This is a genomic window from Streptomyces sp. NPDC004126 (assembly GCF_050275515.1).
Lineage (GTDB): Bacteria > Actinomycetota > Actinomycetes > Streptomycetales > Streptomycetaceae > Streptomyces.
In genome coordinates this window covers 1-22,344 of the sequence record NZ_JBNNPF010000056.1, presented here as the reverse complement: position 1 = coordinate 22,344, position 22,344 = coordinate 1, and the positions used below count along the sequence as shown (strand labels likewise).

The window sequence follows — 22,344 nt, the reverse complement described above, 5'->3', positions numbered from 1 at the left end:
TAGGGCTGAATTTGAATAATAGTCAACAGCGCGGCGCAGCCCCGCGTTCGCAGGTTCGACGGGCCGAACTCATAGCCATCGGGCGGAAGTTGTTCGCCGAAACCCCGTACGACGCGCTCTCCATGGACGACATCGCACGACAGGCCGGCGTCGCCAAGGGGCTCGTCTACTACTACTTCAAGAGCAAGCGCGGCTATTACCTCGCGATCGTCGAGGACTCCGTCGCCGGGCTCGTCGCCCGAGCCGGAGGGGACACCGGCCTGCCGGCCGCCGAACGGGCCCGCCGCACGATCGACGGCTACCTCCACTACGCCGAGCACCACCGCGCCGCCTACCGCACGATCGTCACCGGCGGGGTCGGCTCCGACGACGAGGTGCTGGCCATCCGCGACTCCGTCCGCGAGGAGCTCGTCGCCACCATCGCCGAGGGCGCCTACGGCCGCCGCGAGGTCCCGCCCCTGGCCCGGCTCGCCCTCGTCGGCTGGCTCTCCGGGGTGGAGGGCACCACCCTCGACTGGATCGGCACCCCGCCGACCGCGGCGCGCCCCGAGCGGGACACCCTCGCCGCCCTGCTCGTGCGACAGCTTCGGGCGGTGCTGACCGTGATCGAGGAGTTCGTCCCCGACTGTCCGGCTCCTCCAGCGGCTCCCGAGGAGACCCCGAGCGGATCGAATGATCATGGCAATCATGTACCGGTGACGTAAAGCGCCTGATCGGGCATACTCAAGCCGCCGCAGCCGCTGAGCGAGCCGTTCCGTAACCCGGGAGGGCAGCATTCGGCTGTGAGAGCACCGAGACCCGGCGGCGCGTCCCACACCTCACGCGTCGCCGCCGTGCCCGACGAGGGAGGAGAGCGCCGCCATGACCGACCGCGCCCCGCAGCCGGTGGACCGTCAGCTGCCCACCGAGGAGTCCCGGGACCTCCTCGCGCTCGTACGCGAGATCGCCCAGAGGGAGATCCGCCCGCATGCCGCGGACGAGGAGGAGACCGGCAGGTTCCCCCGCGAGGTCTTCACCCTGCTGTCCGAGGCCGGACTGCTCGGCCTCCCGTACGGCGGCGAGTACGGCGGCGGCGAGCAGCCGTACGAGGTCTACCTCCAGGTGCTGGAGGAGCTGGCGGCCGCCCGCCTGACCGTCGGCCTCGGCGTCAGCGTGCACTCCCTGGCCTGCCACGGCCTGGCCGGCTACGGCACCAAGGAGCAGAAGTCCGCCCACCTGCCCGACATGCTCGGCGGCGGACTGCTCGGCGCGTACTGCCTCTCCGAGCCGGCCGCCGGTTCGGACGCCGCCTCGCTGACCACCAAGGCGGTCCGTGACGGCGAGGACTGGGTGATCACCGGCACCAAGGCCTGGATCACCCACGGCGGCGTCGCCGACTTCTACACCGTCCTCGCGCGCACCGGAGCCCCGGGCGCCAAGGGCATCACCGCCTTCCTCGTCCCCGGCGACGCGGCGGGCCTGACGGCCGCCGTCCCCGAGAAGAAGATGGGCATGAAGGGCTCGCCCACCGCCCAGCTGCACTTCGACGGCGTCCGCGTGCCCGACTCCCGGCGGATCGGCGAGGAGGGGCAGGGCTTCACCATCGCCCTGGCCGCCCTGGACGCCGGCCGGCTCGGGATCGCGGCCTGCGCCATAGGCGTCGCCCAGGCGGCCCTGGACGAGGCCGTCTCGTACGCCCTCGGCCGCAAGCAGTTCGGGCACCCGATCGCGGACTTCCAGGGGCTGCGCTTCATGCTCGCCGACATGGCCACCAAGATCGAGGCGGGCCGGGCCCTCTACCTCGCGGCCGCGCGGCTGCGGGACGCGGGCAAGCCCTTCTCCCGGCAGGCGGCGATGGCCAAGCTGTTCTGCACGGACGCGGCCATGGCCGTCACCACGGACGCGGTGCAGATCCTCGGCGGCTACGGCTACACCGCGGACTTCCCGGTGGAGCGCCTGATGCGCGAGGCGAAGGTCCTCCAGATCGTGGAGGGCACCAACCAGATCCAGCGCATGGTCATCGCCCGCCACCTGGCCGGCCCCGAGACCCGCTGACGCCGGACGCGTGAAAGGCTCTCGGCCGCCGGGCTGAACCCGCGGGGGTTCTGCCGTGTCGCCGGGAGCCGCACGGCGGCGCCGGAGAAGATCATGGGCGGTGACCCGCCTCAGACGCTCCGGGCCGTTCCTGCCGTACGTCCTGCTGCTGCTCGCCCTCCTCGTCGTACAGGCCGGAGGGGGAGCGGCCCGGGCAGCGCCGGCGGACCCCTGCCGGGCGGACCAGCTCGGCGCGGCGAAGGTCACCGCCTCGGCGGAATTCGACCACCGGGGCCGCAACGACACCCTCCTCACCAGCGCGATGGAGATCCGGGTCCCGACGGGTTGGGGGCCCGCCCCCGACCTGCTCCTGGACCCGCGCTCGCCGCGTTACCGCTCCGCGCTGCGCTGCCTGCTGGGCAAGGTCACCCAGAAACAGATCTACGACTCGGAATGGCGGCTCAAGCCGCTGACGGTGAAGGCCGACGGCACATGGACCACCGTCCACTACGAGGCCGTCGTATGGGTCGGGTCGCTCGGCCCCTATTCCGTTGGACCCTGGCAGCTCGACGCGGCCAAGAACGAGTGGACCGTCGCATTGCGGCCGCCACCGAATCTCGCCCGGGCCACCTGGGAGGACGTGCAGGTCCGGCTGGGCGGCCCCGGGGCCATGTCGGTCATCCCGGCGCCGGCCTTCGGTGAGAAGGGCACCGAGCTGAAGTGGCGGAACCTGAAGGGCGAGCAGGTCTTCCGGGTGGTGTTCCGTCCGCCCACGCCGCAGCAGTGGAGCGCCATCACCTGGACGGTGGGCGAGTTCTGGGAGACCTTCGGCCTCGACAGTGCCTCAGGCACCGTCTGGTACCTGGAGGCGAGCACGCTGTTGCTGCTCTGTGCCAGGAGCCTCCGACGAAGTCGGGGGAGCGACCTGGCGCCGAGGGAGGAACAGTCGCTCAAGCTGATGAAGACCTGGGCGCTCCTCCAGGCGCTGCTGGTCCTCGTGGTCTACCTCGGTGACAACGCCTTCCGCTTCATCAGCCGACAGGTCTCCTGGGCGAAGAACTACGAGCCGGATGTCTGGCTCTTCACCCTGCTGGGGCTGGGACTCGTCCTGTGCTTCCTGGGGAGGGTGGGAAAGCCCTTCCTCATCGGGGCGTGCACCTTCACCTTCTGTCTGGCGGCAGCCTGCGTCTATGTCGAATGGTCCGAATCCCCCCTGCTGACCAGCAGCGACACCGAGATCCGGCCGCCCGGTTCCTGGATCGTGCCGCTCGTCCTCCTGGCCGTCGTCTTCGTGTGCGTCTTCGGGCTGGTCTCGTCGGGGCAGAGGCTCCTGCTCATGGGCGACGGAAGACTGCCGCGTTGGCTGATGGCATCGGTCGCCTTCGTGGTGGCGGCATCGACCGTCCTGTGGTCCTTCGTCGCCTTCGGCCGGGACTGGGAACGCGCCACCTGGCTCGCCGACCCCGACTGGCAGACGTACGGGCGGGAATGGGCCACCTCCTACGACGGGTGGTGGTGGGCGTTTCCCAAGGCTGCTCTCGGCATCCTGATGCCGCTCGCCTCCTACCTGACAGCGTTGGTCCTGGTCGGGGTGCTCCGGGTCTGCCGTTCCGAACAGCACGAGGAGGACGCGTTCACGCCGGACCAGGCCGAGAAATTCCTGCTGGTGGCGCTGTTCGCCATGGCCGTGGTACCCAGCTACGCCTCGTACTACGGTTTCTCGGGTGACATCGTCGTCTTGATCGTCAGCCTCGCCACGGCTTGGGCCCTGCTCGCTCTGGGGCATGCCAGGTCCGTGCTGGAGCGGCCTTCGGCGGACAACGTCCCGCTGGGGAAGGCCGTCACGAGGACCGACCGTTCCGACTTGCTGCGCCTCGCGCGGCGCTTCCGGCAGCTCCAGTCGCGGCTGCAGCGTGCGGGCGCCGGCCAGTCGGGCGAACGCAACCCGACGCAGGAGTCGATCGAGCACGAGATCGACGAGTTGGACCGGTGTCTGCCGGAAGGGGTGCGGCCGGTGGACCTGCCGTTCGCCTGCGGTCCCATGCCCACTTGGTGGGGAAACGCCTGCAGGGGCGCGCTGATCGCATGCTGGGTCGGCCTGCCCGCCACGGCCTTGATGTACTGGACGGAGATGATCCGGAACGAATCGTGGCTCTTGACCACTCAGGCCAGCGGCGGTGTCCTCCAGATCCTCTCCGAGATCCTCTACTGGCAGTCCACCTGGGTGGCCGGAGGGTTCTTCCTCGGGGCGCTCTGGCGCGAGCTCCCCGGCCGGCACGGCCCGACCAAGGCGCTCGGTGTCGCCGCGGCGTTCACCGTACCGGTTGCGGCCCACCAGGTGATCGCCCAGACCATCGGTCAGAGCATGGAGGGGACGAACCCGGCCATGGCGGCCTTCGCCTCGGTCATGACGTTCACCGGCCTGGTCATGGACGTGCAGACGTTCCAGAGCGAGCGGCGCTACTGGCCGACCAGCGCCGGCCTCGTCGCGTACGTCTACCAGATGCGCTTCGCCTCGGTGGCGTTCTGCCTGGCGCAGCTCCTGGCTCTCGCCACGATCTGGAAGACCTTGAGCGAAGGGGGCCCGATGTCGCCCATGTCCCGGTGAACCCGTCGGCGCGCATCCGCTCAGCCCCCGTACAGCGGCCCGCTCGGCCAGATCGGGGAGGACGCGATGCGGGACCACTCCGGGTCGCGCCGTCCCGGCAGGGTGCGGCCGTCGGCGGCCCAGCGGGCCAGGAGGTCGCCGTAGATCGGCGGGTCGGGGTGGCGCGGCCGGCCGTGCTGCCCGCCCGGCGCGGGGATGGCCTGCTGAACCGATTCTTCGTAATCCGGCGGGGTGGGACGCCGCCTGCGCCCCGCTCTCGCCGACGGCGTTTCGAGAGTGGTCATGCACCGCCAACGCCGGATCCGGCGCGGGGGTAACCCGTCCCCGTCCGCGCCCATCCGTTCGAGGCGTCCCACTGTCCGCGGGGCCGGGGAGTGGCGATCATGGGCTGATGCGTACACATCACGCCCTTCCGGCGGCGCTGGCCGCCACCGCGCTCCTCGCGCTCACCGGCTGCCAGGAGGCGAAGCCCGCCGGCGGAGCCGCGGCCGGTTCCGCTCCGGCCTCGGCCTCGGCCTCGGCCCCCGCTCCCGCGTCCCCGCCCGCCGCGAAGCAGGGCACCCTCCCCGACCTCGTCGGCAAGGGGCTCCAGGCCGCGCAGGACGAGGCGCAGGCCGCCGGCTTCCACCGCCTCGTCTCGCACGACGGCCTGGGCCGGGGTCGCGCCCAGGCCTTCGACCGGAACTGGAAGGTGTGCTTCCAGAGCCCCGGTCCCGGCGCCGCGTCCACCGAGGCCAGGATCGACTTCGGCGCGGTGAAGGCCGATGAGGCCTGCCCGGCCTCGGACCCCGGCCTGCCCTCGGCGGCGGCCGGTACGACGCCCGACTTCTACCGCAAGTCCGTCAAGGCCGCCCGGGACGCCCTGCCCTCCGGCGTGAGCGTCACCGTGAAGGACGCGCGGCAGGGCCGGGCGGTCCTCCAGGAGACGAACTGGCAGGTGTGCGCCCAGCTCCCGAAGGCCGGCAACCCCCTGAACGGCGGGCCGGTGGAGCTGAACGTCGTCCGGTTCGGCGAGACCTGCCCCTGACCTCCGGCGCGGGGCGGGGCGGGGGCTTCGCGGAGCCGTGCGGTGGCTCGCCGTGCCGCCTTGGCAGGGTGTGCCGGAACCCTGGCACCGGGCGCGGTTTCTGACGTACCGTCATATCCGCTCAGCAGCCCTGACCGCCCCGTGCCCCAGGAGGTTTGCCGTGCCCGCGGACCGCCCCGTCGCCCTCGACGAGTACCCCGTCCACCAGGCCCCGCTGTCGATGAAGCACCACGTCAGCGGCGACCGGAACGCCTACGACCGCTGCATCTTCCACGTCTTCGACCACGCCGGCCGCGCCGTCCTCATCCTCGGCCTCGGCGTCTACCCCAACGCCGGGGTCATCGACGCCTACGCCACCCTGCGCCTGGGCGACGACCTCCTCGCCGTCCGCGCCTCCGACGCCCTCACCGACGACCGGATGAACCTCTCCGTCGGCCCCCTGTCGATCACCGTCGACGTACCGCTCAAGCGGCTCACCCTGCGCTGCGCGCCCGACCCTGCGGACCCGCACGGACTCTCGTACGACATCACCTGGACCGCCGAGTTCCCCGCCGTCTGGGAACCCCACCACATCCAGCGCCGCGGCGACCGCCTCATGCTCGAAGGCCGCCGCTTCGTCCAGGCCGGGAACGTCACCGGCACCGTCCGGGCCCGCGGAGAGGAGTTCACCCTCACGCCGGGGGAGTGGACCGGCACCCGCGACCGCAGCTGGGGCGTGCGCCCGATACCCGGGGAGGACGGCGGCCGGGCCGCCGAGGAGATGCGGCCCGAGGGCTTCCACTGGCTCTGGATACCCGTCCGCTTCGAGGACCGCTTCCTGATGGTCATCGCCCAGGAGGACGCCGACGGCCACCGCACCCTCAACGAGGCGGTCCAGGTCTTCCCCGAGGGCAGCGGCCGCCACGACGTCCAGCTCGGCTGGCCCCAGACCGAGATCTCCTACCGCTCCGGCACCCGCCACCCCGAGCGCGCCGTCGTGCACCTCGCCGACCCCTCCCGCAAACCCCTCGAACTCGGCGTCGAGATCCTGAACTCCTCCCCGCTCGCCGTCGGCGCCGGCTACCCGCCCGCCGCCGACTGGCAGCACGGCACCTGGCAGGGCCGCGGCTGGACCGACCGCCGCACCTACGACCTCTCCGACCCGGCAGCCCACCCCATGGCCGCCTTCGGCGTCACCGACCACTCCGCCCGCTTCACCCTCGACGGGCGCACCGGCTTCGGGATCTTCGAGCACGGCAGTTTCGGCCGCCACGACCCCAGCGGCTTCGCCGACTACTCCTCCGTCGCTCCCTGACCCACCCCCTCCCCCCGAGACAGGAAGGGCCGGCCATGGCCACGGCACCCCGCCCCCGCACCTCCACCCGAGAGCCCGAGGAACTCGGCCGCCGCCTGGAGGCCTGGCTCGACGGCCGGCTCCCCGGCGCGAAGGTCGTCAACACCACCGTCCCCGGCTCCAACGGCATGTCCAGCGAGACCCTGCTCTTCGACATCGACCACCCCGACGCCCCCGTCCGCGCCTGCGCCCTGCGCCTGGCCGCGGACCCGGCCGCCTACACCGTCTTCCCCACCTACGACATGCCCCGCCAGCACCGCGTGATGAGCCTGGTCGCCGAGCACACCGACCTGCCCGTCCCGCGCGTGCTGTGGCTGGAGGAGGACCCGGCCCCGCTCGGGGCCCCGTTCTTCGTGATGGCCCGCGCCGAGGGCCGCGTACCGCCCGACGTCATGCCCTACACCTACGAGGGCAACTGGCTGCACTCCGCCACCGACGCCGAGCGCGCCGAACTCCAGGAGGCGAGCATCTCCCTCCTCGCCCGGCTGCACGACCGGTTCCCCGCGAAGGAGGCCGAGTTCCTGCTCCCGGCCGGCGAGGGCAGCCCGCTGCGCCGCCACGTCGACGCACAGCGCGCCTACTACGAGTGGGTGGTGTCCGGCCTGGCGCGCTCGCCCCTGCTGGAACGGGCCTTCGACCGGCTGGAGGAACTCTGGCCCGCCGACGAGGGCGACCCGGTCCTCAACTGGGGCGACGCCCGCATCGGCAACGTCATCTACGACGGCTTCCGGCCGGCGGCCGTCCTCGACTGGGAGATGGCGGCCTGCGCCCCGCGCGAGGTCGACCTCGGCTGGACCGTCTACCTGCACCGCTTCTTCCAGGACCTGACCGTGGGCTTCGGCCAGCCGGGCCTGCCCGACTTCCTGCGCCGCGAGGACCTGGAACGCCGCTACGCGGAACTCACCGGGCACACCCCGAGGGACATGGAGTTCCACACCCTGTACGCGGCCCTGCGGCACGGGATCGTCATGCTGCGCATCGCCTACCGGCAGGCGTACTTCGGCGAGGTGGAGGTCCCCGCCGACCCCGACGGACTGATCCTGCACCATGCCAGCCTGGCCGACATGGTGCAGGGCACCTACTGGTAGCCGCGGATCAGGCGGCCTGCGCGTGCTGGCTCTTGCTCGGCAGCGCGGCCGCCGTCGGCCGCACGGGACGCGATCCCGGCCCGCCGACGTGCGAGAACGGCTGCGTCCGCCAGTCCAGGCCCTGCGGCAGGTCGAGGTGCACGACGACGTCCAGCTCCTGCTGCTCCGGCAGGAGCGCGCCCAGCGTCGGCAGCGCGTCCGAGACCGGGCGGCCGGTGCCGGCGCACACCGTGAGCCCGAACGGGTTCCACGGGGTCAGGCACAGCGCGTGCTGCGGCAGGTGCTCCTCGTCCGCGACGAGGGCGATCGCCTGCCCGCAGTCCGGGCAGACGGCGTGGTGGACCTCGAAGTCCTCGGCGTCGCCGGGTTCGAGGTACTCTCCGTCGTCCGCGTAGCCGGCCTCGACGGACTCCAGGGGCTCCGGTTCGGTGCGACCGGCGCGCTTGGTGTTCAGCATGGATGTACTCCCCCTTGGGTGGGCCGGGCGGGCAGGTACTTCGGCCACGGCCACACCAAGCACTTCCCGCCGCGCGGCACGAGTAACCACCAGAGCGGGATGTACGCCCGTACACGCCTGTGGCTTTGGTCACATGCCCGCCGCAGGTGCCACTTCTCCGTGGACACCGCTGTGCCGGAAGCCGCTCGGGGCAATAGGTTGTGCGGCTATGAGCGCAATGGAGGAGCTGGACCGCCAGATCGTGGATCTGCTCGTGCGGGACGGGCGGATGAGCTACACGGACCTGGGCAAGGCCACGGGCCTGTCCACGTCGGCGGTCCACCAGCGAGTACGCAGGCTGGAGCAGCGCGGCGTGATCCGCGGGTACGCGGCCGTCGTGGACCCCGAGGCCGTGGGGCTCCCGCTGACGGCCTTCATCTCGGTCAAGCCGTTCGACCCGAGCGCGCCGGACGACATCGCGGACCGGCTGGCCGGCGTCCCCGAGATCGAGGCCTGCCACAGCGTCGCGGGCGACGAGAACTACATCCTCAAGGTCCGCGTGGCCACCCCGCTGGAGCTGGAGGACCTCCTGGGCCGCCTCCGAGCCCTGGCCCACGTCTCCACCCGCACCACAGTGGTCCTCAGCACCCCCTACGAGGCCCGCCCACCGCGGGTCTGATCCAGCCTCGCCTGGGGGCACCTCCCAGCGGTAGCTGGGGGAGTTCGAGGCGCGGGGGTCTGGGGGCGGAGCCCCCAGAAGGGGTCCGGGCGCAGCCCGGGGAACGCACCCCGCCCCGCCCCACCCGGGGAAAACCGCGGCCGGCGGAGGGGCGAGACTGGTCCCCATGACCGACCGCACCCCCTCCGCCGAAGCCGCCGGAGCCACCGCACCCTCCCGAACCGTCCTCCTCCGCGGAGGCGAGGTGCACAGCCCCGCCGACCCCTTCGCCACCGCGATGGTCGTCGAGCGCGGCCACGTCGCCTGGGTCGGCTCCGAGGGCGCCGCCGACGCGTTCGCGCAGGGCGTGGACGAGGTCGTCGACCTCGGCGGGGCGCTCGTCACCCCCGCCTTCACCGACGCCCACGTCCACACCACCTCCACCGGCCTCGCCCTCACCGGGCTCGACCTGACCGGCGCCCGCTCCCTCCCCGAGGCCCTCGGCCTCGTCCGCGCGTACGCCGACCGGCGGCCCGCCGACCGGGTGCTCCTCGGCCACGGCTGGGACGCCGCCCGCTGGCCCGAGCGCCGCGCCCCGCGCCGCTCCGAGCTCGACGAGGCCACCGGGGGCCGCCCGCTCTACCTGAGCCGCGTCGACGTCCACTCCGCGGTGGTCACCACGGCCCTGCTGGACCTCGTCCCGCAGGTGCACCCGCACGGCGACGACGTCCCGCTCACCAAGGACGACCACCACGCCGTCCGCCGTGCCGCGCTCGCCGCCCTCACCCCCGCCCAGCGTGCCGAGGCGCAGCGCGCGGCCCTGGACCGGGCCGCCTCCCTCGGCATCGGCTCGGTCCACGAGTGCGGCGGGCCCGACATCTCCTCCGCCGAGGACTTCACCGGCCTGCTGGCCCTGGCCGCCGAGCACCCGGGGCCGCGCGTCCACGGCTACTGGGCGGACCGGGACCTCGCCCTGGCCAAGGAGCTCGGCGCGGTCGGCGCCGCCGGTGACCTGTTCGTGGACGGCGCCCTCGGATCGCACACCGCCTGCCTGCACGCCCCGTACGCGGACGCCCCGCACACCGGCACCGGCTACCTGGACGCGGCCGAGGTCGCCGAGCACGTCGCCGCCTGCACCGGGGCGGGCCTGCAGGCCGGGTTCCACGCCATCGGGGACGCCGCCGTCGCCGCCGTGGTCGAGGGCGTCCGGGCGGCCGCCGCCAAGGTGGGCCTGGACCGGATCCGGGCCGCCCGGCACCGCGTCGAGCACGCCGAGATGATGACCCCGGAGACGATCGCGGCCTTCGCGGAGCTCGGCCTCACCGCCTCCGTGCAGCCCGCCTTCGACGCGGCCTGGGGCGGCGAGGACGGCATGTACGCGGACCGGCTCGGCGCGGAGCGCGCCCGCACCCTCAACCCCTTCGCCGCCATGCTCAAGGCCGGCGTCCCGCTGGCCTTCGGCTCGGACGCGCCCGTCACCCCGCTCGACCCGTGGGGCACGGTCCGGGCGGCCGCCTTCCACCGCACCCCCGAGCACCGGATCTCCGTACGGGCCGCCTTCGCCGCCCACACCCGGGGCGGCTGGCGGGCGCTGGGCCGCGACGACGCGGGCACCCTCGTACCGGGCGCCCCGGCCGACTACGCCGTCTGGCGGACCGGCGACCTGGTGGTCCAGGCCCCCGACGACCGGGTCGCCCGCTGGTCCACAGACCCCCGCTCCGGCACCCCGGGCCTGCCCGACCTGAGCCCGGGCGGGGACCTGCCGGTGTGCCTGGCGACGGTGGTCGGCGGCCGGGAGGTATTCGTACGGCCACAGGGGTGATCCACCGGGCCTCGGTGCGGTACGGGCGGCCCGACCCGGATAGGTTCGGCCGGGCCCACCACAGGACGTCCCCACCGGACGGCTCCGTCCGCTCCGCGCGCCCGCGCCTCGGGGGCGAGGGAAGGTTTCGCCGGTGGGGGCGGCCCCCGGCGCGTACCGGGGGAGGGTGGCCCCGGACCGGGCCCGGCGGCCCAGTAGACAACGGTCACGGCGGCCCGCAGCCAGCGGGAGCCGGTCCGGCCCGAAGGGCCGCCGGTCCCGGTCGCCGGCTGTTCTAAAATCATCCTGTCGTGACGGGACGGACGAAGAACACACAAGGGGAACCAGTGAGCGATGGCGGGCAGCGGACGTACGGACCGCTCGGCACCACCTTGGTGATCATTCCGACGTACAACGAGGCCGAGAACATCGGCCTGATCACCGGCCGGGTCCGCGCCGCCGTCCCCGAGGCCCACATCCTGGTCGCGGACGACAACAGCCCCGACGGGACCGGCAAGCTCGCCGACGAGCTGGCGGCCGCCGACGACCACGTCCACGTCATGCACCGCAAGGGCAAGGAGGGCCTCGGCGCCGCCTACCTCGCGGGCTTCGCCTGGGGTCTGGAGAACGGCTACGGCGTCATCGTCGAGATGGACGCCGACGGCTCCCACCAGCCGGAGGAGCTGCCCCGGCTGCTCACCGCGCTGGGCGGCGCCGACCTGGTGCTGGGCTCCCGCTGGGTGCCGGGCGGCCGCGTCGTCAACTGGCCCAAGAGCCGCGAGTTCCTCTCCCGCGGCGGGTCCACGTACTCCCGGCTGATGCTGGACGTCCCGATCCGCGACGTGACCGGCGGCTACCGCGCCTTCCGCCGCGAGACCCTGGAGGGGCTCGGCCTCGACGAGGTCGCCTCGGCGGGCTACTGCTTCCAGGTGGACCTGGCCCGCCGGGCGGTCCGCAAGGGCTTCCGGGTCGTGGAGGTGCCCATCACCTTCGTCGAGCGCGAGCTGGGCGACAGCAAGATGAGCAAGGACATCGTGGTCGAGGCCCTCCTGCGGGTCACCCAGTGGGGCCTGAAGGAGCGCGCCGCCAAGCTGGCCGGCAAGCGCCGCTGACCCGGCCCGGGCCCCGGGCAACCCCTAGGGGATGCCCGGTACCTCCGGCTGAGCCCGGTTTCGCCTGGGTCCAGGCACACTGGGGGGTATGACGACCGGCACTGGCCCTTCGAGTACGGGCACTCCGACGGCCCCCCGGCGGCGCTCGCCCGCCCGTACCTTCATCCCCCTGGCGGTCGCCGCCTGGCTGATCCTGGAGATCTGGCTGCTCAGCCTGGTCGCCGGGGCGGCCGGCGGGTTCACCGTCGCGGCGCTGCTCGCCGGCGGGCTGGTGCTCGGCGTGGTGGTCATCAAGCGGGCCGGCCGCCGCGCCTTCAAGAACCTCACCCGCAGCTTCCAGCAGGCCCAGGAGCAGGCGATGGCGGGCGGCATACCGTCCGCCCCGCAGCCCCCCAAGGGCTCCGGCAACGCGATGACCATGCTGGCGGGCCTGCTGCTGATCATGCCCGGCCTGCTCTCCGACCTGGCCGGCCTGCTCCTGCTGCTGCCGCCCGTACGGGCCTTCGTGGGCCGCCGGGCCGAGCGCACCCTGGAGCGGAAGATGGCCTCGGGCGCCCCGGGCGGCTTCGGTGACGCGTTCACCCAGGCCCGGATCCACTACCCCGACGGCAAGGTCGTCCAGGGCGAGGTGATCCGCGAGGACGCCCCCGAGCGCTCCCCGGGCCCGGACACCGGCTACCGCCCCCCGCTGGCCCCCTAGCCGGGGGCCCGCCGGCGTACCCGGCACAGCGGCACGAGCACGCGGAAGCGCCGAGGGGCCCCGCCACTGATGTGGCGGGGCCCCTCGGCTACTGCGCGGTGTCCGCGGGTCAGGCGGACTTGCGGCTGTCGCGCGGATGCACGGCGATGTTCATGGCGCCGGAGCGCAGGACGGCCAGCCGTTCGGCCAGCACCTCCTCCAGCTCCTCGCGGGTGCGCCGCTCCATGAGCATGTCCCAGTGCGTTCGCGCAGGCTTGCCCTTCTTCTCTTCGGGCCCGTCCCCGTCCACCAGGAGTGCCATGGCGCCGCACGCCTTGCACTCCCACTCCGGCGGAATCTCTGCCTCAACCGAGAACGGCATCTCAAATCGATGTCCGTTCTGGCATGCGTACTCCACCGCCTGGCGCGGGGCCAGATCGATGCCGCGGTCCGTCTCGTAGCTGGTAACCACGAGCCGCGTACCGCGGAGAGCTCGCTCACTCATGAATCGTGCCTCCCGGGCTTGTCGCCCACAGGACAGGTGTCGCTGTCGTCGTCATCCGGTCAACGTCCGGTCGGCGGTATAGATTCCCGCTCCGGGTCAATGCGTCGCCCGTCGTGCCGCCCCTTGTTGTACCCACCAGTGCCCGTTTTGTCACATCTGGCAGCAGATGTCACCCAACGTCTACACTTCTTGTGCGCGCAGTAACGGTCCGCCTGGCAGGCCAAAGGCGTACACTACCGGCCCTTTGCCGCAACGTCGAAATTCGTTCGGGATTCGTTCGTGAGTCCGGATCCCCGGCGGGCGGCGGAGGGGCCGGATCCGGGCCCGCCCGGGCCCGGATCCGCGCTTCAGAGGCGTACCGGAACAGGATTGCCCGCCGCCTCCACCGCACGCCGCACCGGCACCCGGGCGAGCAGCACGAAACCCAGTGCGAAGAACACCACCAGCGAGATGATCGCGTCCCGGTAGCTTCCCGTGAGCTGGTACGTCAGGCCGAAGACCAGCGGCCCCACCCAGCTCAGCCCCCGGTCGCTCATCTCGTACGCCGAGAAGTACTCGGCCTCCTTGCCCGCCGGCACCAGGTGCGAGAACAGCGAACGCGACAGCGCCTGGCTGCCGCCCAGCACCAGCCCGATCATCGCGGCGAGCGCGAAGAACCACACCGGGGTCCGGGCCGGCAGGAAGTACCCCGCCGCCAGCGTCAGCGCCCACGCGGCCAGCGAGCCCAGGATCGTCCGCTTCGCCCCGTACACGCGGGCCAGCCGGCCCATCGCCAGCGCGCCCGCCACCGCCAGCACCTGGACCAGCAGCACCGCGCCGATCAGCGTGGACTGCTCCAGCTCCAGCTCCTCGGAGCCGTAGACCGAGGCCTGGGAGATCACCGTCTGCACGCCGTCGTTGTAGATGAGGTACGCGAGCAGGAACGACAGGGTCAGCGGGTAGCGCCGCATGTCCTTGAGGGTGGCCACCAGCTGCTTCCAGCCGCTGACGGCCGGCGCGCCGCCCGCCTCCCGGACCACCGCCCGGTCCCGCAGCCGGCGCAGCGGGATCAGCGCGAAGGCCCCCCACCACAGGCCCGCCGAGGCCAGGCAGATCCGTACGGCCTCGCCCTCGGAGAGGCCGAACGAGTCGTGGCCCAGGTACAGCACCAGGTTCACCACGAGCATCAGCGAGCCCGCCGTGTAGCCGAAGGCCCAGCCCCGCGACGAGACGGTGTCCCGCTCGTCCGGGGTGGAGATCTGCGGCAGGTAGGCGTTGTAGAGCACCATCGACACGGACAGGGCCGCGTTCGCGACGATCAGCAGGAACCCGCCCAGCAGGTAGCGCTCGCCGCCCAGGAAGAACATGGCCGCCGTCGCCGTGGCGCCGGTGTACGCGGCCACGGCCAGCAGCGGCTTCTTGCGCCCCGTCCGGTCGGCGACCGCGCCCGCCAGCGGCATCAGCAGCACGGCGAGGATCACCGACGCCGACACCGAGTACGCGAAGAAGGAACCGGCCCGGACCGGGATCCCCAGGGGGTGGACGTAGCCCTCGGCGTCCGCGGCGGCCTTCGCCACCGAGGTCAGGTACGGGCCCAGGAACACCGTGAGCACGCTCGCCGAGTACACGGACACGGCGAAGTCGTAGAAGTACCAGCCCCGCTGTTCCCGCTTGCGTGCGGCCGCCGCCTCCGCGGACGGTCTGCCGTCCTCGGCCCCGGGCTCCGTCCCGTCCGTCGTCTGCGCGCTCATTCGAGAGCCCCCTCGCTGGTCCCCGTACCGCACGGCCGCGGGCGCCCGCACGGCGGCCGGGCGGTGTCAGGCCCAGGCGCCGCGCCGGTCCAGCACCGTGCGCAAGATGTCGATCCGGTCGGTCATGATGCCATCGACGCCCAGGTCGAGGAGAGCCTCCATGCGTTCCGGTTCGTTCACGGTCCACACGTGCACCTGGAGTCCCCGCGCGTGCGCGGTCCGTACGAACCGCCGGTCGACCACCCGGATGCCCGCCTGGGTCTCCGGCACCTGGGCCGCCACCGCGCCGACGCGCAGCGCCGCCGGGATCGCGAAGGAGCGCAGCCGCAGCCCGATCACCCCGCGCACCCCGTACGAGGTCGCCAGCCGGGGCCCGGCGATCTTCTGCGCCCGGGCCACCCGGCTCTCCGAGAAGGAGCCCACGCACACCCGGTCCCAGACCCCGGCCCGCGCGATCAGGTTCACCAGCGGGTGCAGGGCCGACTCGTCCTTGAGGTCCACGTTCCAGCGGGCGTCCGGGAACTGCTCCAGCAGGTCCTCGAAGAGGGCCAGCGGCTCGGTCCCCGCCACCCGGGCCTCGCGCACCCGGCTCCAGGACAGCTCCCGGATCCGGCCGCCCATGTCGGTGACCCGGTCCAGCGTGGCGTCGTGGAAGGCCACCAGCTTCCCGTCCGCCGTCGCGTGCACATCGGTCTCGAAGTACCGGTAGCCCGCCTCGGCGGCCCTGCGGAAGGCGGCGGCGGTGTTCTCCAGCCCGTCCGCGGCCCCGCCCCGGTGGGCGAAGGGGATCGGAGCCGGATGGTCCAGGTAGGGGTGCCGGAGGCGTACGTGAGTCACGGCCGCAGTATGCCCAATGCGTCCCGCCCGGCGGGAGCGCCACGGGAGCGGGAGCGTGGCCGCGGGGTGAACGGGCGCACCCGCCCGGCGCCCGCCCGGCACCCCCCTGGCCGGAATGGACCGGCCCATGACAGTCTGGGGCCCCGCGAACAATCCAATACCGGCCCCGGGATCCCCGTCCGGGGGCCAATCCGACGAAAGTGGACCGGACGCCATGGCTCAGTGGACCTCAGCGGTCGGTGCCGCGCAGCTCGCCCGGCTCATCGGCTCCCAGCAGGACCGGCCCGCGCCGCCCGGCGCCCGCAAGCCGCCCGCGTACCGCACCCTGGCCGACGGCATCCGGCTGCTCGTCCTGGAGGGCCGCGTGCCGGTCGCAGCCCGGCTGCCCGCCGAGCGGGAGCTGGCCGGCGCCCTGTCGCTGAGCCGCACCACCGTCGCCGCCGCGTACGAGGCGCTGCGCGGGGAGGGCTTCCTGGAGTCCCGCAGGGGCGCGGGCAGCTGGACCTCCGTACCGGCCGGGAACCCGCTGCCGGCCCGCGGCCTGGAACCGCTGCCCCCCGAGTCCCTCGGCTCGATGATCGACCTCGGCTGCGCCGCCCTCCCGGCCCCCGAGCCCTGGCTGACCAAGGCCGTCCAGGGCGCCCTGGAGGAGCTCCCGCCCTACGCGCACACCCACGGGGACTACCCGGCCGGCCTGCCCGCGCTGCGCCGGATGCTCGCCGACCGCTACACCGAGCGGGGCATCCCGACCATGCCCGAGCAGATCATGGTCACCACCGGCGCGATGGGCGCCATAGACGCCATCTGCAGCCTCTTCGCCGGGCGGGGCGAGCGGATCGCCGTGGAGTCCCCCTCCTACGCCAACATCCTCCAGCTGATGCGCGCCGCCGAGGCCCGCCTCGTGCCGGTGGCCATGGGCGCGGGGCTGACCGGCTGGGACATGGACGTCTGGCGGCAGGTGCTGCGCGACTCGGCCCCCCGCCTGGCCTACGTCGTCGCCGACTTCCACAACCCGACCGGCGCCCTGGCCTCGGAGGACAAGCGGCGCGCGATGGTCGAGGCGGCCCGCTCCGCCGGGACCGTGCTGATCGCCGACGAGACCATGGCCGAACTCCAGCTGGACCCGGACCTCGTCATGCCCCGCCCGGTCTGCTCCTTCGACCCGGCCGGCTCCACGGTGGTCACCGTCGGCTCCGCCAGCAAGGCCTTCTGGGCGGGCATGCGGATCGGCTGGGTCCGCGCCGCCCCCGACGTCATCCGCAGCCTGGTCGCCGCGCGGGCGTACGCGGACCTCGGCACCCCGGTGCTGGAACAGCTCGCGGTGAACTGGCTCATGCGCACCGGCGGCTGGGAGGAGGCCGTCGGGATGCGCCGCGCGCAGGCCCGGGAGAACCGGGACGCGCTGGTCACGGCGGTGCGCCGGGAGCTGCCGGACTGGGAGTACGAGGTGCCGCGCGGCGGGCTCACGCTGTGGGCCCGGGCCGGCGGCCTGTCCGGGTCGCGGCTGGCCGAGGTGGGGGAGCGGGTCGGCGTCCGCGTCCCCTCGGGCCCCCGGTTCGGCGTGGACGGGGCCTTCGAGGGCTACGTCCGGCTGCCGTTCACGGTCGGCGGGCCGGTGGCCGAGGAGGCCGCCGTCCGCCTGGCCGCGGCGGCCAGGCTGGTCGGCACGGGGGCGGGCGGCAGCGGGGCGGAGCCCCCGCGCACCTTCGTCGCGTAGCGGGCCGGGAGGGCCTGCCTACGGCGCCTCCGCCGGGACCTCCGGGATCTCCGAGGCGTCGATCGAGGAGGGTTGCGGCTGGACCTGGAGCGGCCTGCACGGGACCGGCGGCCCCTCGCCGCCCCGGCCCGGCGCCTGGCGCTCCGGCAGCAGATCCAGCACCGCCTGCCGGTGGGCGGGGTGCGCGGCGTCGTCGTACGGGTCCGGGGTGGCCGGCACCTGGAGGCGGTGCACGGGCCCGGTGCCGAGCCGCGCGTACCCCCGGCCGGGCGGCAGCTGCGGCGGCGGGGTGGTGTGCGGCGGCAGCCCGAGCACGTCGGCGACCTGCTGGACCGGGGCCGGCCCCAGGACCACCCGGGCGCGGGTGTGCTGCCAGACGGCGTCGTTCAGCAGCTCCAGGTGGTCGAAGTGCTCGGCGACGACCACCGTGACGTGCGCGGCGCGCCCGTGCCGCAGCGGCACCTGGAGCTGGGCCAGCGGGTCGGGGCGGCCGTCGGCGGCGGCCAGGTGCGCGAGCACGCTGGGCCGGTCCAGCAGGATCCACAGCGGGCGCCGGGAGTCCTCGGGCGCGGGGCGGCCCGCCTCGCGCGCCCGGTGCGTGGCGATCAGCCGCCGCTCGGTCTCGTGCGCCGCCCACTCGACGGAGGCCAGCGCCCCCGTGGGGCCGCACTCGACGGCGAGCACCCCGGCCCGGCCGGCCAGGCAGGCGTACTCGCCGCTGCCGCCCCCCTCGACGATCATCACGTCGCCGCCCTGGCCCAGGGCCTGCAGGGCGATCGAGCGCAGCAGGGTGGAGGTGCCGCTGCCGGGCTGGCCGACGGCCAGCAGGTGGGGTTCGGCTGAGCGCGGTCCGGTCCGCCAGATCACGGGCGGCACGTCGGCCCGCTCCTCCCCCTCCAGTACGGGCACGGTGCGCTGCACGCCGCCGGGGTCGGTGAAGCCGAGGACGGTCTCGGCCGGCGAGGTCACGAAGCGCTGGGCGGCGATGTCGGTGGGCAGCGCGGCCAGCACCCGCAGGTCGAGCTGGTTGCCCTCCTCGTCCCAGTCGAAGAGGTACTCCCGCCCGCGCCCGGCCTTGGCGTGCAGCAGGGCCTCGATCCGGGCCCGCGAGGCGGTCTCGCCGTCGGTGAAGTAGGCCGGGTAGCGGATGCGGAGCCGGCTCACCCGCCCGGCGCCGTCGAACTCGTAGCCGCTGAAGGCCTCCTCCCAGGCCCCGCCGTGGGAGAACAGCGGGCTGGGGTCCTCGGCGGCGGAGAAGTACGGCACCAGCGCCTCGTACAGCGAGCGCAGCCGTTCGGCCTCGGCGTCGCCGGGTGCGGACCCGGCCGGGGAGCGGTCGCGCCCGTGCCAGGCTGCGGCCGCCATGACGCCGATCAGGGCGCAGAGGGGGCCGTAGGGGACGATCGCGACCACGAGGACGCAGGCGGCCCCGAGGAACAGCGCCGGACCGCGCTTGTCCTTCGGGGTCGCCGCCCATCTGCGCCGCCCGGTGGAGGCCAGGACGCGCAGGCCGCGTCCGATGACGATGAGCGGGTGGAGCACGTCGGTGGCGTTGTCGGCAGCCGTGCGGGCGAGGTCGCGGCCCCGGGTGAGCGACACGCTGCCGCTGCTGAGGATGCGGGGGAGGGGGCGCCGGGCCACGGTCGTCTCCTGGAGTGGTGGTGGTGCGGGGCGGTGGTGTCAGGGCCCGGGCGCTGGCGGGCTGGGCGGAACCCAGGCGGCCGAAGCCGCGGGCCTGATCGTGGGGGGCCCGTGCGGGGCCGGAGCCCCGGCGGGGCCGGCGCCCGTGCGGGCCTGGAGCGCCGGCGGGCTAGAGCTTGATCCCGCCGAGGAGGCTCGCGAGGCTCGCCGTACTGGCCGTGATGCTCGGGGCGATGGCGGAGCCGGCCAGGAAGAAGCCGAACAGCGCGCAGACGAACGCGTGCGTCAGTTTCATCCCGTCCTTCTTGAAGAACAGGAAGCAGATGATGCCGAGCAGGACGACACCTGAGATGGACAGGACCATGTGACGTTCTCCTGATGAGTCGAGGCTCCTGGTGGGTGGATACGGTCACCATCAGTTGTTCCAGGCTCACAGGAAGTATCAATGCGATAAAAGGTGCATACGGGTGAATCCTGGCTTTTTTCACTTGACCGGCCGCGCCTGACTGGCGCGGCCGGCGCTCACGGTGTGGGAGGCGCCGCCGCCAGGCATCCTTGCCTCGGACCGCCCCCGTCATGTCCCGGAACGGGCGCTACCCTGGCGATTCACCCGTACGGACGCAGTGCCGTGCGCCGTCCTGCCCTCCCGGCCTGGGGAAACTCCTTACGGGGGCGGCAAGCCGACAAGCCGGAGACGAAAGGCGGTACGACCGATGAGCGAGCACCAGGACGCCCCCGACGAGGATGTCGTCGAACTGGCCGGCAAGATCTTCGACCTCGCCCGTCAGGGTGAGGCCGCGACGCTGGCCGCCTACCTGGACGCCGGGGTTCCGGCGAACCTCACCAACGACCGCGGCGACACCCTCGTCATGCTCGCCGCCTACCACGGCCACGCCGAGGCCGTCACGGTCCTCCTGGAGCGCGGCGCCGAGGCGGACCGCGCCAACGACCGGGGCCAGACCCCCCTCGCCGGCGCCGTCTTCAAGGGCGAGGAAGCCGTCATCCGCGCACTGCTCGCGGGCGGGGCCGACCCCCACGCCGGAACCCCCTCCGCCGTGGACACGGCCCGCATGTTCAACAAGGCCGACCTGCTGGAACTCTTCGGAGCCAAGTAGTCCGCTTTTTCCGGGGCGCCGCCCGGCCCCGACGGGCCCCGCCACCTCACGGCTTGGTCACGGAGCCCTTAAATGTGGTCGCGGCGCACAAACCGCCTGGGTCATCATGGCGTCGGATTCGATTCGCGGACATGACGGACGGGCAGGAGCGGGCTGGACACGACGGGTGTCCACACCCACCCCTGCCGCACCGGCCGCCGTGGTCGCGAAGCACCGACGAGAGTGAGAAGGCAATGGTCTACATCGAGCTGAACCAGACGGCGGACGTCCTCACATGCTGTTACGCGGCTCTGTGAATCCCGATTCCCGGTCGCGTCCCCAGCTTGATTTGAGGCCATCCCCATGTTCGAACCAGTCATAGCGCCGAGCGGCACCCTGCTCGGGCTCCTCCAGCGGGGCCGCGGCGACGGCACGCTGCACGCCCTCGCAGCACCCAGGCCCGAAGCCCTCGCGGCCCTCAACCAGTGCGTGCTGCACGACCCGCGCCAGGACTGGCAGGTCGAGAACCGCTCCCTGTACTACGCGCGCCTGTACCTGGACCTCGACGGCCCCCTCGGCGAGATCGAGGCCCACCTGTTCGGCGCGGACGACCTCTTCGACGAAGAGGACCACCGGACCGGCCTCGCCCTGTCCGTCCTCGGACACCTGGCCTCGTACGGCCGCGACGACGCCCTCATGCTGCTGCGCCGCTACGCCGCCTCCGGGGCCAACTGGGCCTGGGCGCTCGACGAGCTCGCGCTGCGCGACGACGACGGGGGACTGCGCTCCCTCGCCGCACCCGTCCTCGCCCGGTTCCCCGCCACCGCCGAGGGTGAGGCGCGGCTGGCCGCCGCCGTCCGCGACGCCTACGAGCCCCGCCCGTGGGCCCTGTGGGAGGAGTTGCCCGCCTACGCGGAACGCCTGCGCGCCGCCCGCCAGCAGGGCTCCTTCGACCGCTGGCAGCGCCAGATGACCCCCAGCGGCCCCCGCCCCGGCTGGGGCGTCCAGGCCGTCTTCGACTGGGCCGCCGACGGGCTGCGCCGGGGCACCCCGCTGCACGTGCCCGCCGCGCGCTGCCTCGCCGCCGTGGCCGCCCCCGAGGACCGGCCCGCCATCCTCGCGGCCGCCGCCGGAGCCTCCGGGGAGGCCGCCCGGGCCACCGCCCTGCACCACCTGGTCCTCGCGGAACCGGAGAACCCGGCCGTCCTGGACCTCATCGAAGCCGCCGGGGACGAGCCCGCCGTGGCCGCCTACGAGCGCATGTGCGGCCCCGCAGCCCTCGACCGGGCCCGGCTCTGGGTCCACCGCCCCGACGCCCTCGGAGCGGCCGCCGCGGCCCTCCTGGCGGCCCGCGGCGGCGCCGACGACGCCGGACTGGTCCTCGGCGCCCTCCGCAACACCGTCCGCGGCTCCGGCCCGGACTCCGTCCGCCTCTTCACGCTGGTCGACGGCGCGGGCCGGCTCTCCATCGGCTGCGCCGCCCCCGTCCTGCGGCACGTCTACCGCGAGACGGCCTCCTCCCACCTGCGCGGCCGCGCGGCCCGCGCCCTGGCCGCCACCGACCCCACCTTCGGGGCGGGCTTCGCGGTCGAATGCCTCTGGGACTGCGAGGAGACCACCCGCGAGGTCGCGGCCCGCCACGCGGAGACCGCAGACGCCCGGGTGGCCCCCCGCCTGCGCCGCCTGGCGGCGGACCCGGCCGAGGAGGAAGACGTCCAGTCGGCCGTCCGCAGCCGCATCACCCCGGAATCGGCGGTGTAACCCCCGGGGCGGGCCCCGGCCCCGCGGCCCCGGGCCGGGTCTGCGGGCGCCGGTGTGCCGGGTGCCGGGCCGCTGCCGCTGCGCGGGGCTGCTCCCCTACCCGCCCTTCGCCCGTTCCCCGGGCTGCGCCCGGACCCCCCTGGGGGCTCCGCCCCCGGACCCCCGCGCCTCAATCGCCGGCGGGGCTGGAATTTCGCTGCGCGAAATCCAGCCCGCGCGGCGTTTGAGCGCACCGGGCGCGGAGCGTCCGGTATCGGGGTCAGGGGCGGAGCCCCTGGGAACGGTGGAAGGGCGGGTAGGGGAC

The 22,344-nt window shown here is 73.7% G+C and carries 20 protein-coding genes; 13 read left to right on the top strand and 7 right to left on the bottom strand.

What is annotated here, in order from left to right; translation table 11 throughout:
- Positions 1-11: 11 nt before the first annotated feature.
- The 3 genes from ACQKM2_RS34275 (at position 12) to ACQKM2_RS34265 (ending at position 4,621) form a co-directional block, all read left to right on the top strand.
- Positions 12-704 carry a TetR/AcrR family transcriptional regulator gene (locus tag ACQKM2_RS34275; protein WP_427716811.1) on the top strand — a complete coding sequence of 231 codons (693 nt, stop codon included), beginning with the start codon at positions 12-14 and terminating at the stop codon, positions 702-704.
- 157 nt (positions 705-861) lie between these two features.
- Positions 862-2,034: an acyl-CoA dehydrogenase family protein gene (locus tag ACQKM2_RS34270; protein WP_427716810.1), complete on the top strand. Its 1,173-nt coding sequence runs from the start codon at positions 862-864 to the stop codon at positions 2,032-2,034.
- Positions 2,035-2,134: 100 nt separating this feature from the next.
- The gene (locus ACQKM2_RS34265) at positions 2,135-4,621 is read left to right on the top strand and encodes a DUF6185 family protein (protein WP_427716809.1); all 2,487 of its coding nucleotides are present in this window, start codon (positions 2,135-2,137) and stop codon (positions 4,619-4,621) included.
- Between the two features lie 20 nt (positions 4,622-4,641).
- Here the strand turns inward: ACQKM2_RS34265 and ACQKM2_RS34260 are convergent, their stop codons facing one another.
- Positions 4,642-4,905 carry a hypothetical protein gene (locus ACQKM2_RS34260; RefSeq protein WP_427716808.1) on the bottom strand — a complete coding sequence of 88 codons (264 nt, stop codon included), beginning with the start codon at positions 4,903-4,905 and terminating at the stop codon, positions 4,642-4,644.
- A 107-nt stretch (positions 4,906-5,012) separates the two neighbouring features.
- Between ACQKM2_RS34260 and ACQKM2_RS34255 the strand changes: the two genes are divergently transcribed.
- The 3 genes from ACQKM2_RS34255 (at position 5,013) to ACQKM2_RS34245 (ending at position 8,069) form a co-directional block, all read left to right on the top strand.
- A complete protein-coding gene (locus ACQKM2_RS34255; protein ID WP_427716807.1) occupies positions 5,013-5,648 on the top strand; it encodes a hypothetical protein in 636 nt (211 codons plus the stop codon).
- A gap of 220 nt (positions 5,649-5,868) precedes the next feature.
- Positions 5,869-6,942, top strand: coding sequence for a hypothetical protein (locus ACQKM2_RS34250; protein ID WP_427716847.1), 1,074 nt, complete (start codon positions 5,869-5,871; stop codon positions 6,940-6,942).
- A gap of 35 nt (positions 6,943-6,977) precedes the next feature.
- Positions 6,978-8,069, top strand: coding sequence for a phosphotransferase family protein (locus tag ACQKM2_RS34245; RefSeq protein WP_427716805.1), 1,092 nt, complete (start codon positions 6,978-6,980; stop codon positions 8,067-8,069).
- Positions 8,070-8,076: 7 nt separating this feature from the next.
- Here ACQKM2_RS34245 and ACQKM2_RS34240 read toward each other — a convergent pair whose 3' ends face one another.
- A complete protein-coding gene (locus tag ACQKM2_RS34240) occupies positions 8,077-8,526 on the bottom strand; it encodes a hypothetical protein (RefSeq protein WP_427716804.1) in 450 nt (149 codons plus the stop codon).
- 217 nt (positions 8,527-8,743) lie between these two features.
- On the opposite strand from ACQKM2_RS34240, the gene ACQKM2_RS34235 reads away from it, so the two are divergent.
- The 4 genes from ACQKM2_RS34235 (at position 8,744) to fxsA (ending at position 12,776) form a co-directional block, all read left to right on the top strand.
- Positions 8,744-9,184, top strand: a complete 441-nt coding sequence (locus ACQKM2_RS34235) for an Lrp/AsnC family transcriptional regulator (RefSeq protein ID WP_030011705.1) — start codon at positions 8,744-8,746, stop codon at positions 9,182-9,184.
- 166 nt (positions 9,185-9,350) lie between these two features.
- The gene (locus tag ACQKM2_RS34230) at positions 9,351-10,985 is read left to right on the top strand and encodes an amidohydrolase (protein ID WP_427716802.1); all 1,635 of its coding nucleotides are present in this window, start codon (positions 9,351-9,353) and stop codon (positions 10,983-10,985) included.
- 326 nt (positions 10,986-11,311) lie between these two features.
- The gene (locus ACQKM2_RS34225; RefSeq protein ID WP_042800610.1) at positions 11,312-12,076 is read left to right on the top strand and encodes a polyprenol monophosphomannose synthase; all 765 of its coding nucleotides are present in this window, start codon (positions 11,312-11,314) and stop codon (positions 12,074-12,076) included.
- A gap of 88 nt (positions 12,077-12,164) precedes the next feature.
- Positions 12,165-12,776, top strand: coding sequence for an FxsA family membrane protein (gene fxsA / locus ACQKM2_RS34220; protein WP_427716800.1), 612 nt, complete (start codon positions 12,165-12,167; stop codon positions 12,774-12,776).
- A gap of 109 nt (positions 12,777-12,885) precedes the next feature.
- Here fxsA and ACQKM2_RS34215 read toward each other — a convergent pair whose 3' ends face one another.
- The 3 genes from ACQKM2_RS34215 to ACQKM2_RS34205 form a co-directional block, all read right to left on the bottom strand.
- A complete protein-coding gene (locus ACQKM2_RS34215) occupies positions 12,886-13,260 on the bottom strand; it encodes an RNA polymerase-binding protein RbpA (RefSeq protein WP_007262928.1) in 375 nt (124 codons plus the stop codon).
- Between the two features lie 347 nt (positions 13,261-13,607).
- Positions 13,608-14,990, bottom strand: coding sequence for an MFS transporter (locus ACQKM2_RS34210; protein ID WP_427716799.1), 1,383 nt, complete (start codon positions 14,988-14,990; stop codon positions 13,608-13,610).
- A 66-nt stretch (positions 14,991-15,056) separates the two neighbouring features.
- Positions 15,057-15,827 carry a glycerophosphodiester phosphodiesterase gene (locus ACQKM2_RS34205; RefSeq protein ID WP_427716798.1) on the bottom strand — a complete coding sequence of 257 codons (771 nt, stop codon included), beginning with the start codon at positions 15,825-15,827 and terminating at the stop codon, positions 15,057-15,059.
- Between the two features lie 214 nt (positions 15,828-16,041).
- Between ACQKM2_RS34205 and ACQKM2_RS34200 the strand changes: the two genes are divergently transcribed.
- Positions 16,042-17,544, top strand: a complete 1,503-nt coding sequence (locus tag ACQKM2_RS34200) for a PLP-dependent aminotransferase family protein (protein ID WP_427716796.1) — start codon at positions 16,042-16,044, stop codon at positions 17,542-17,544.
- A gap of 18 nt (positions 17,545-17,562) precedes the next feature.
- On the opposite strand, the gene ACQKM2_RS34195 is transcribed toward ACQKM2_RS34200, so the two are convergent.
- Positions 17,563-19,185: a hypothetical protein gene (locus ACQKM2_RS34195; protein ID WP_427716794.1), complete on the bottom strand. Its 1,623-nt coding sequence runs from the start codon at positions 19,183-19,185 to the stop codon at positions 17,563-17,565.
- A 169-nt stretch (positions 19,186-19,354) separates the two neighbouring features.
- Entirely contained in the window at positions 19,355-19,549 is a 195-nt protein-coding gene (locus ACQKM2_RS34190) for a hypothetical protein (protein WP_007262923.1), read from the bottom strand.
- Positions 19,550-19,898: 349 nt separating this feature from the next.
- Here ACQKM2_RS34190 and ACQKM2_RS34185 point away from each other — a divergent pair, with 349 nt between their 5' ends.
- Both ACQKM2_RS34185 and ACQKM2_RS34180 read left to right on the top strand, forming a co-directional pair.
- Positions 19,899-20,300 (top strand): ankyrin repeat domain-containing protein, encoded by a 402-nt coding sequence (locus tag ACQKM2_RS34185; protein ID WP_125818261.1) that lies wholly within the window; start codon positions 19,899-19,901, stop codon positions 20,298-20,300.
- A 342-nt stretch (positions 20,301-20,642) separates the two neighbouring features.
- On the top strand, positions 20,643-22,040 hold the full coding sequence (locus ACQKM2_RS34180) for a HEAT repeat domain-containing protein (protein WP_427716792.1): 1,398 nt from the start codon (positions 20,643-20,645) through the stop codon (positions 22,038-22,040).
- Positions 22,041-22,344: the final 304 nt, after the last annotated feature.

Excerpts from the sequence above, each read along its gene's own strand:
- ACQKM2_RS34240 (WP_427716804.1), bottom strand. The coding sequence starts at position 8,526 with ATGCTGAACACCAAGCGCGCCGGTCGCACCGAACCGGAGCCCCTGGAG.
- ACQKM2_RS34200 (WP_427716796.1), top strand. The coding sequence starts at position 16,042 with ATGGCTCAGTGGACCTCAGCGGTCGGTGCCGCGCAGCTCGCCCGGCTC.
- ACQKM2_RS34270 (WP_427716810.1), top strand. The coding sequence starts at position 862 with ATGACCGACCGCGCCCCGCAGCCGGTGGACCGTCAGCTGCCCACCGAG.
- fxsA (WP_427716800.1), top strand. The coding sequence starts at position 12,165 with ATGACGACCGGCACTGGCCCTTCGAGTACGGGCACTCCGACGGCCCCC.
- ACQKM2_RS34180 (WP_427716792.1), top strand. The coding sequence starts at position 20,643 with ATGTTCGAACCAGTCATAGCGCCGAGCGGCACCCTGCTCGGGCTCCTC.
- ACQKM2_RS34260 (WP_427716808.1), bottom strand. The coding sequence starts at position 4,905 with ATGACCACTCTCGAAACGCCGTCGGCGAGAGCGGGGCGCAGGCGGCGT.
- ACQKM2_RS34255 (WP_427716807.1), top strand. The coding sequence starts at position 5,013 with ATGCGTACACATCACGCCCTTCCGGCGGCGCTGGCCGCCACCGCGCTC.
- ACQKM2_RS34185 (WP_125818261.1), top strand. The coding sequence starts at position 19,899 with ATGAGCGAGCACCAGGACGCCCCCGACGAGGATGTCGTCGAACTGGCC.
- ACQKM2_RS34210 (WP_427716799.1), bottom strand. The coding sequence starts at position 14,990 with ATGAGCGCGCAGACGACGGACGGGACGGAGCCCGGGGCCGAGGACGGC.
- ACQKM2_RS34235 (WP_030011705.1), top strand. The coding sequence starts at position 8,744 with ATGGAGGAGCTGGACCGCCAGATCGTGGATCTGCTCGTGCGGGACGGG.
- ACQKM2_RS34190 (WP_007262923.1), bottom strand. The coding sequence starts at position 19,549 with ATGGTCCTGTCCATCTCAGGTGTCGTCCTGCTCGGCATCATCTGCTTC.
- ACQKM2_RS34245 (WP_427716805.1), top strand. The coding sequence starts at position 6,978 with ATGGCCACGGCACCCCGCCCCCGCACCTCCACCCGAGAGCCCGAGGAA.
- ACQKM2_RS34230 (WP_427716802.1), top strand. The coding sequence starts at position 9,351 with ATGACCGACCGCACCCCCTCCGCCGAAGCCGCCGGAGCCACCGCACCC.
- ACQKM2_RS34215 (WP_007262928.1), bottom strand. The coding sequence starts at position 13,260 with ATGAGTGAGCGAGCTCTCCGCGGTACGCGGCTCGTGGTTACCAGCTAC.
- ACQKM2_RS34250 (WP_427716847.1), top strand. The coding sequence starts at position 5,869 with ATGAAGCACCACGTCAGCGGCGACCGGAACGCCTACGACCGCTGCATC.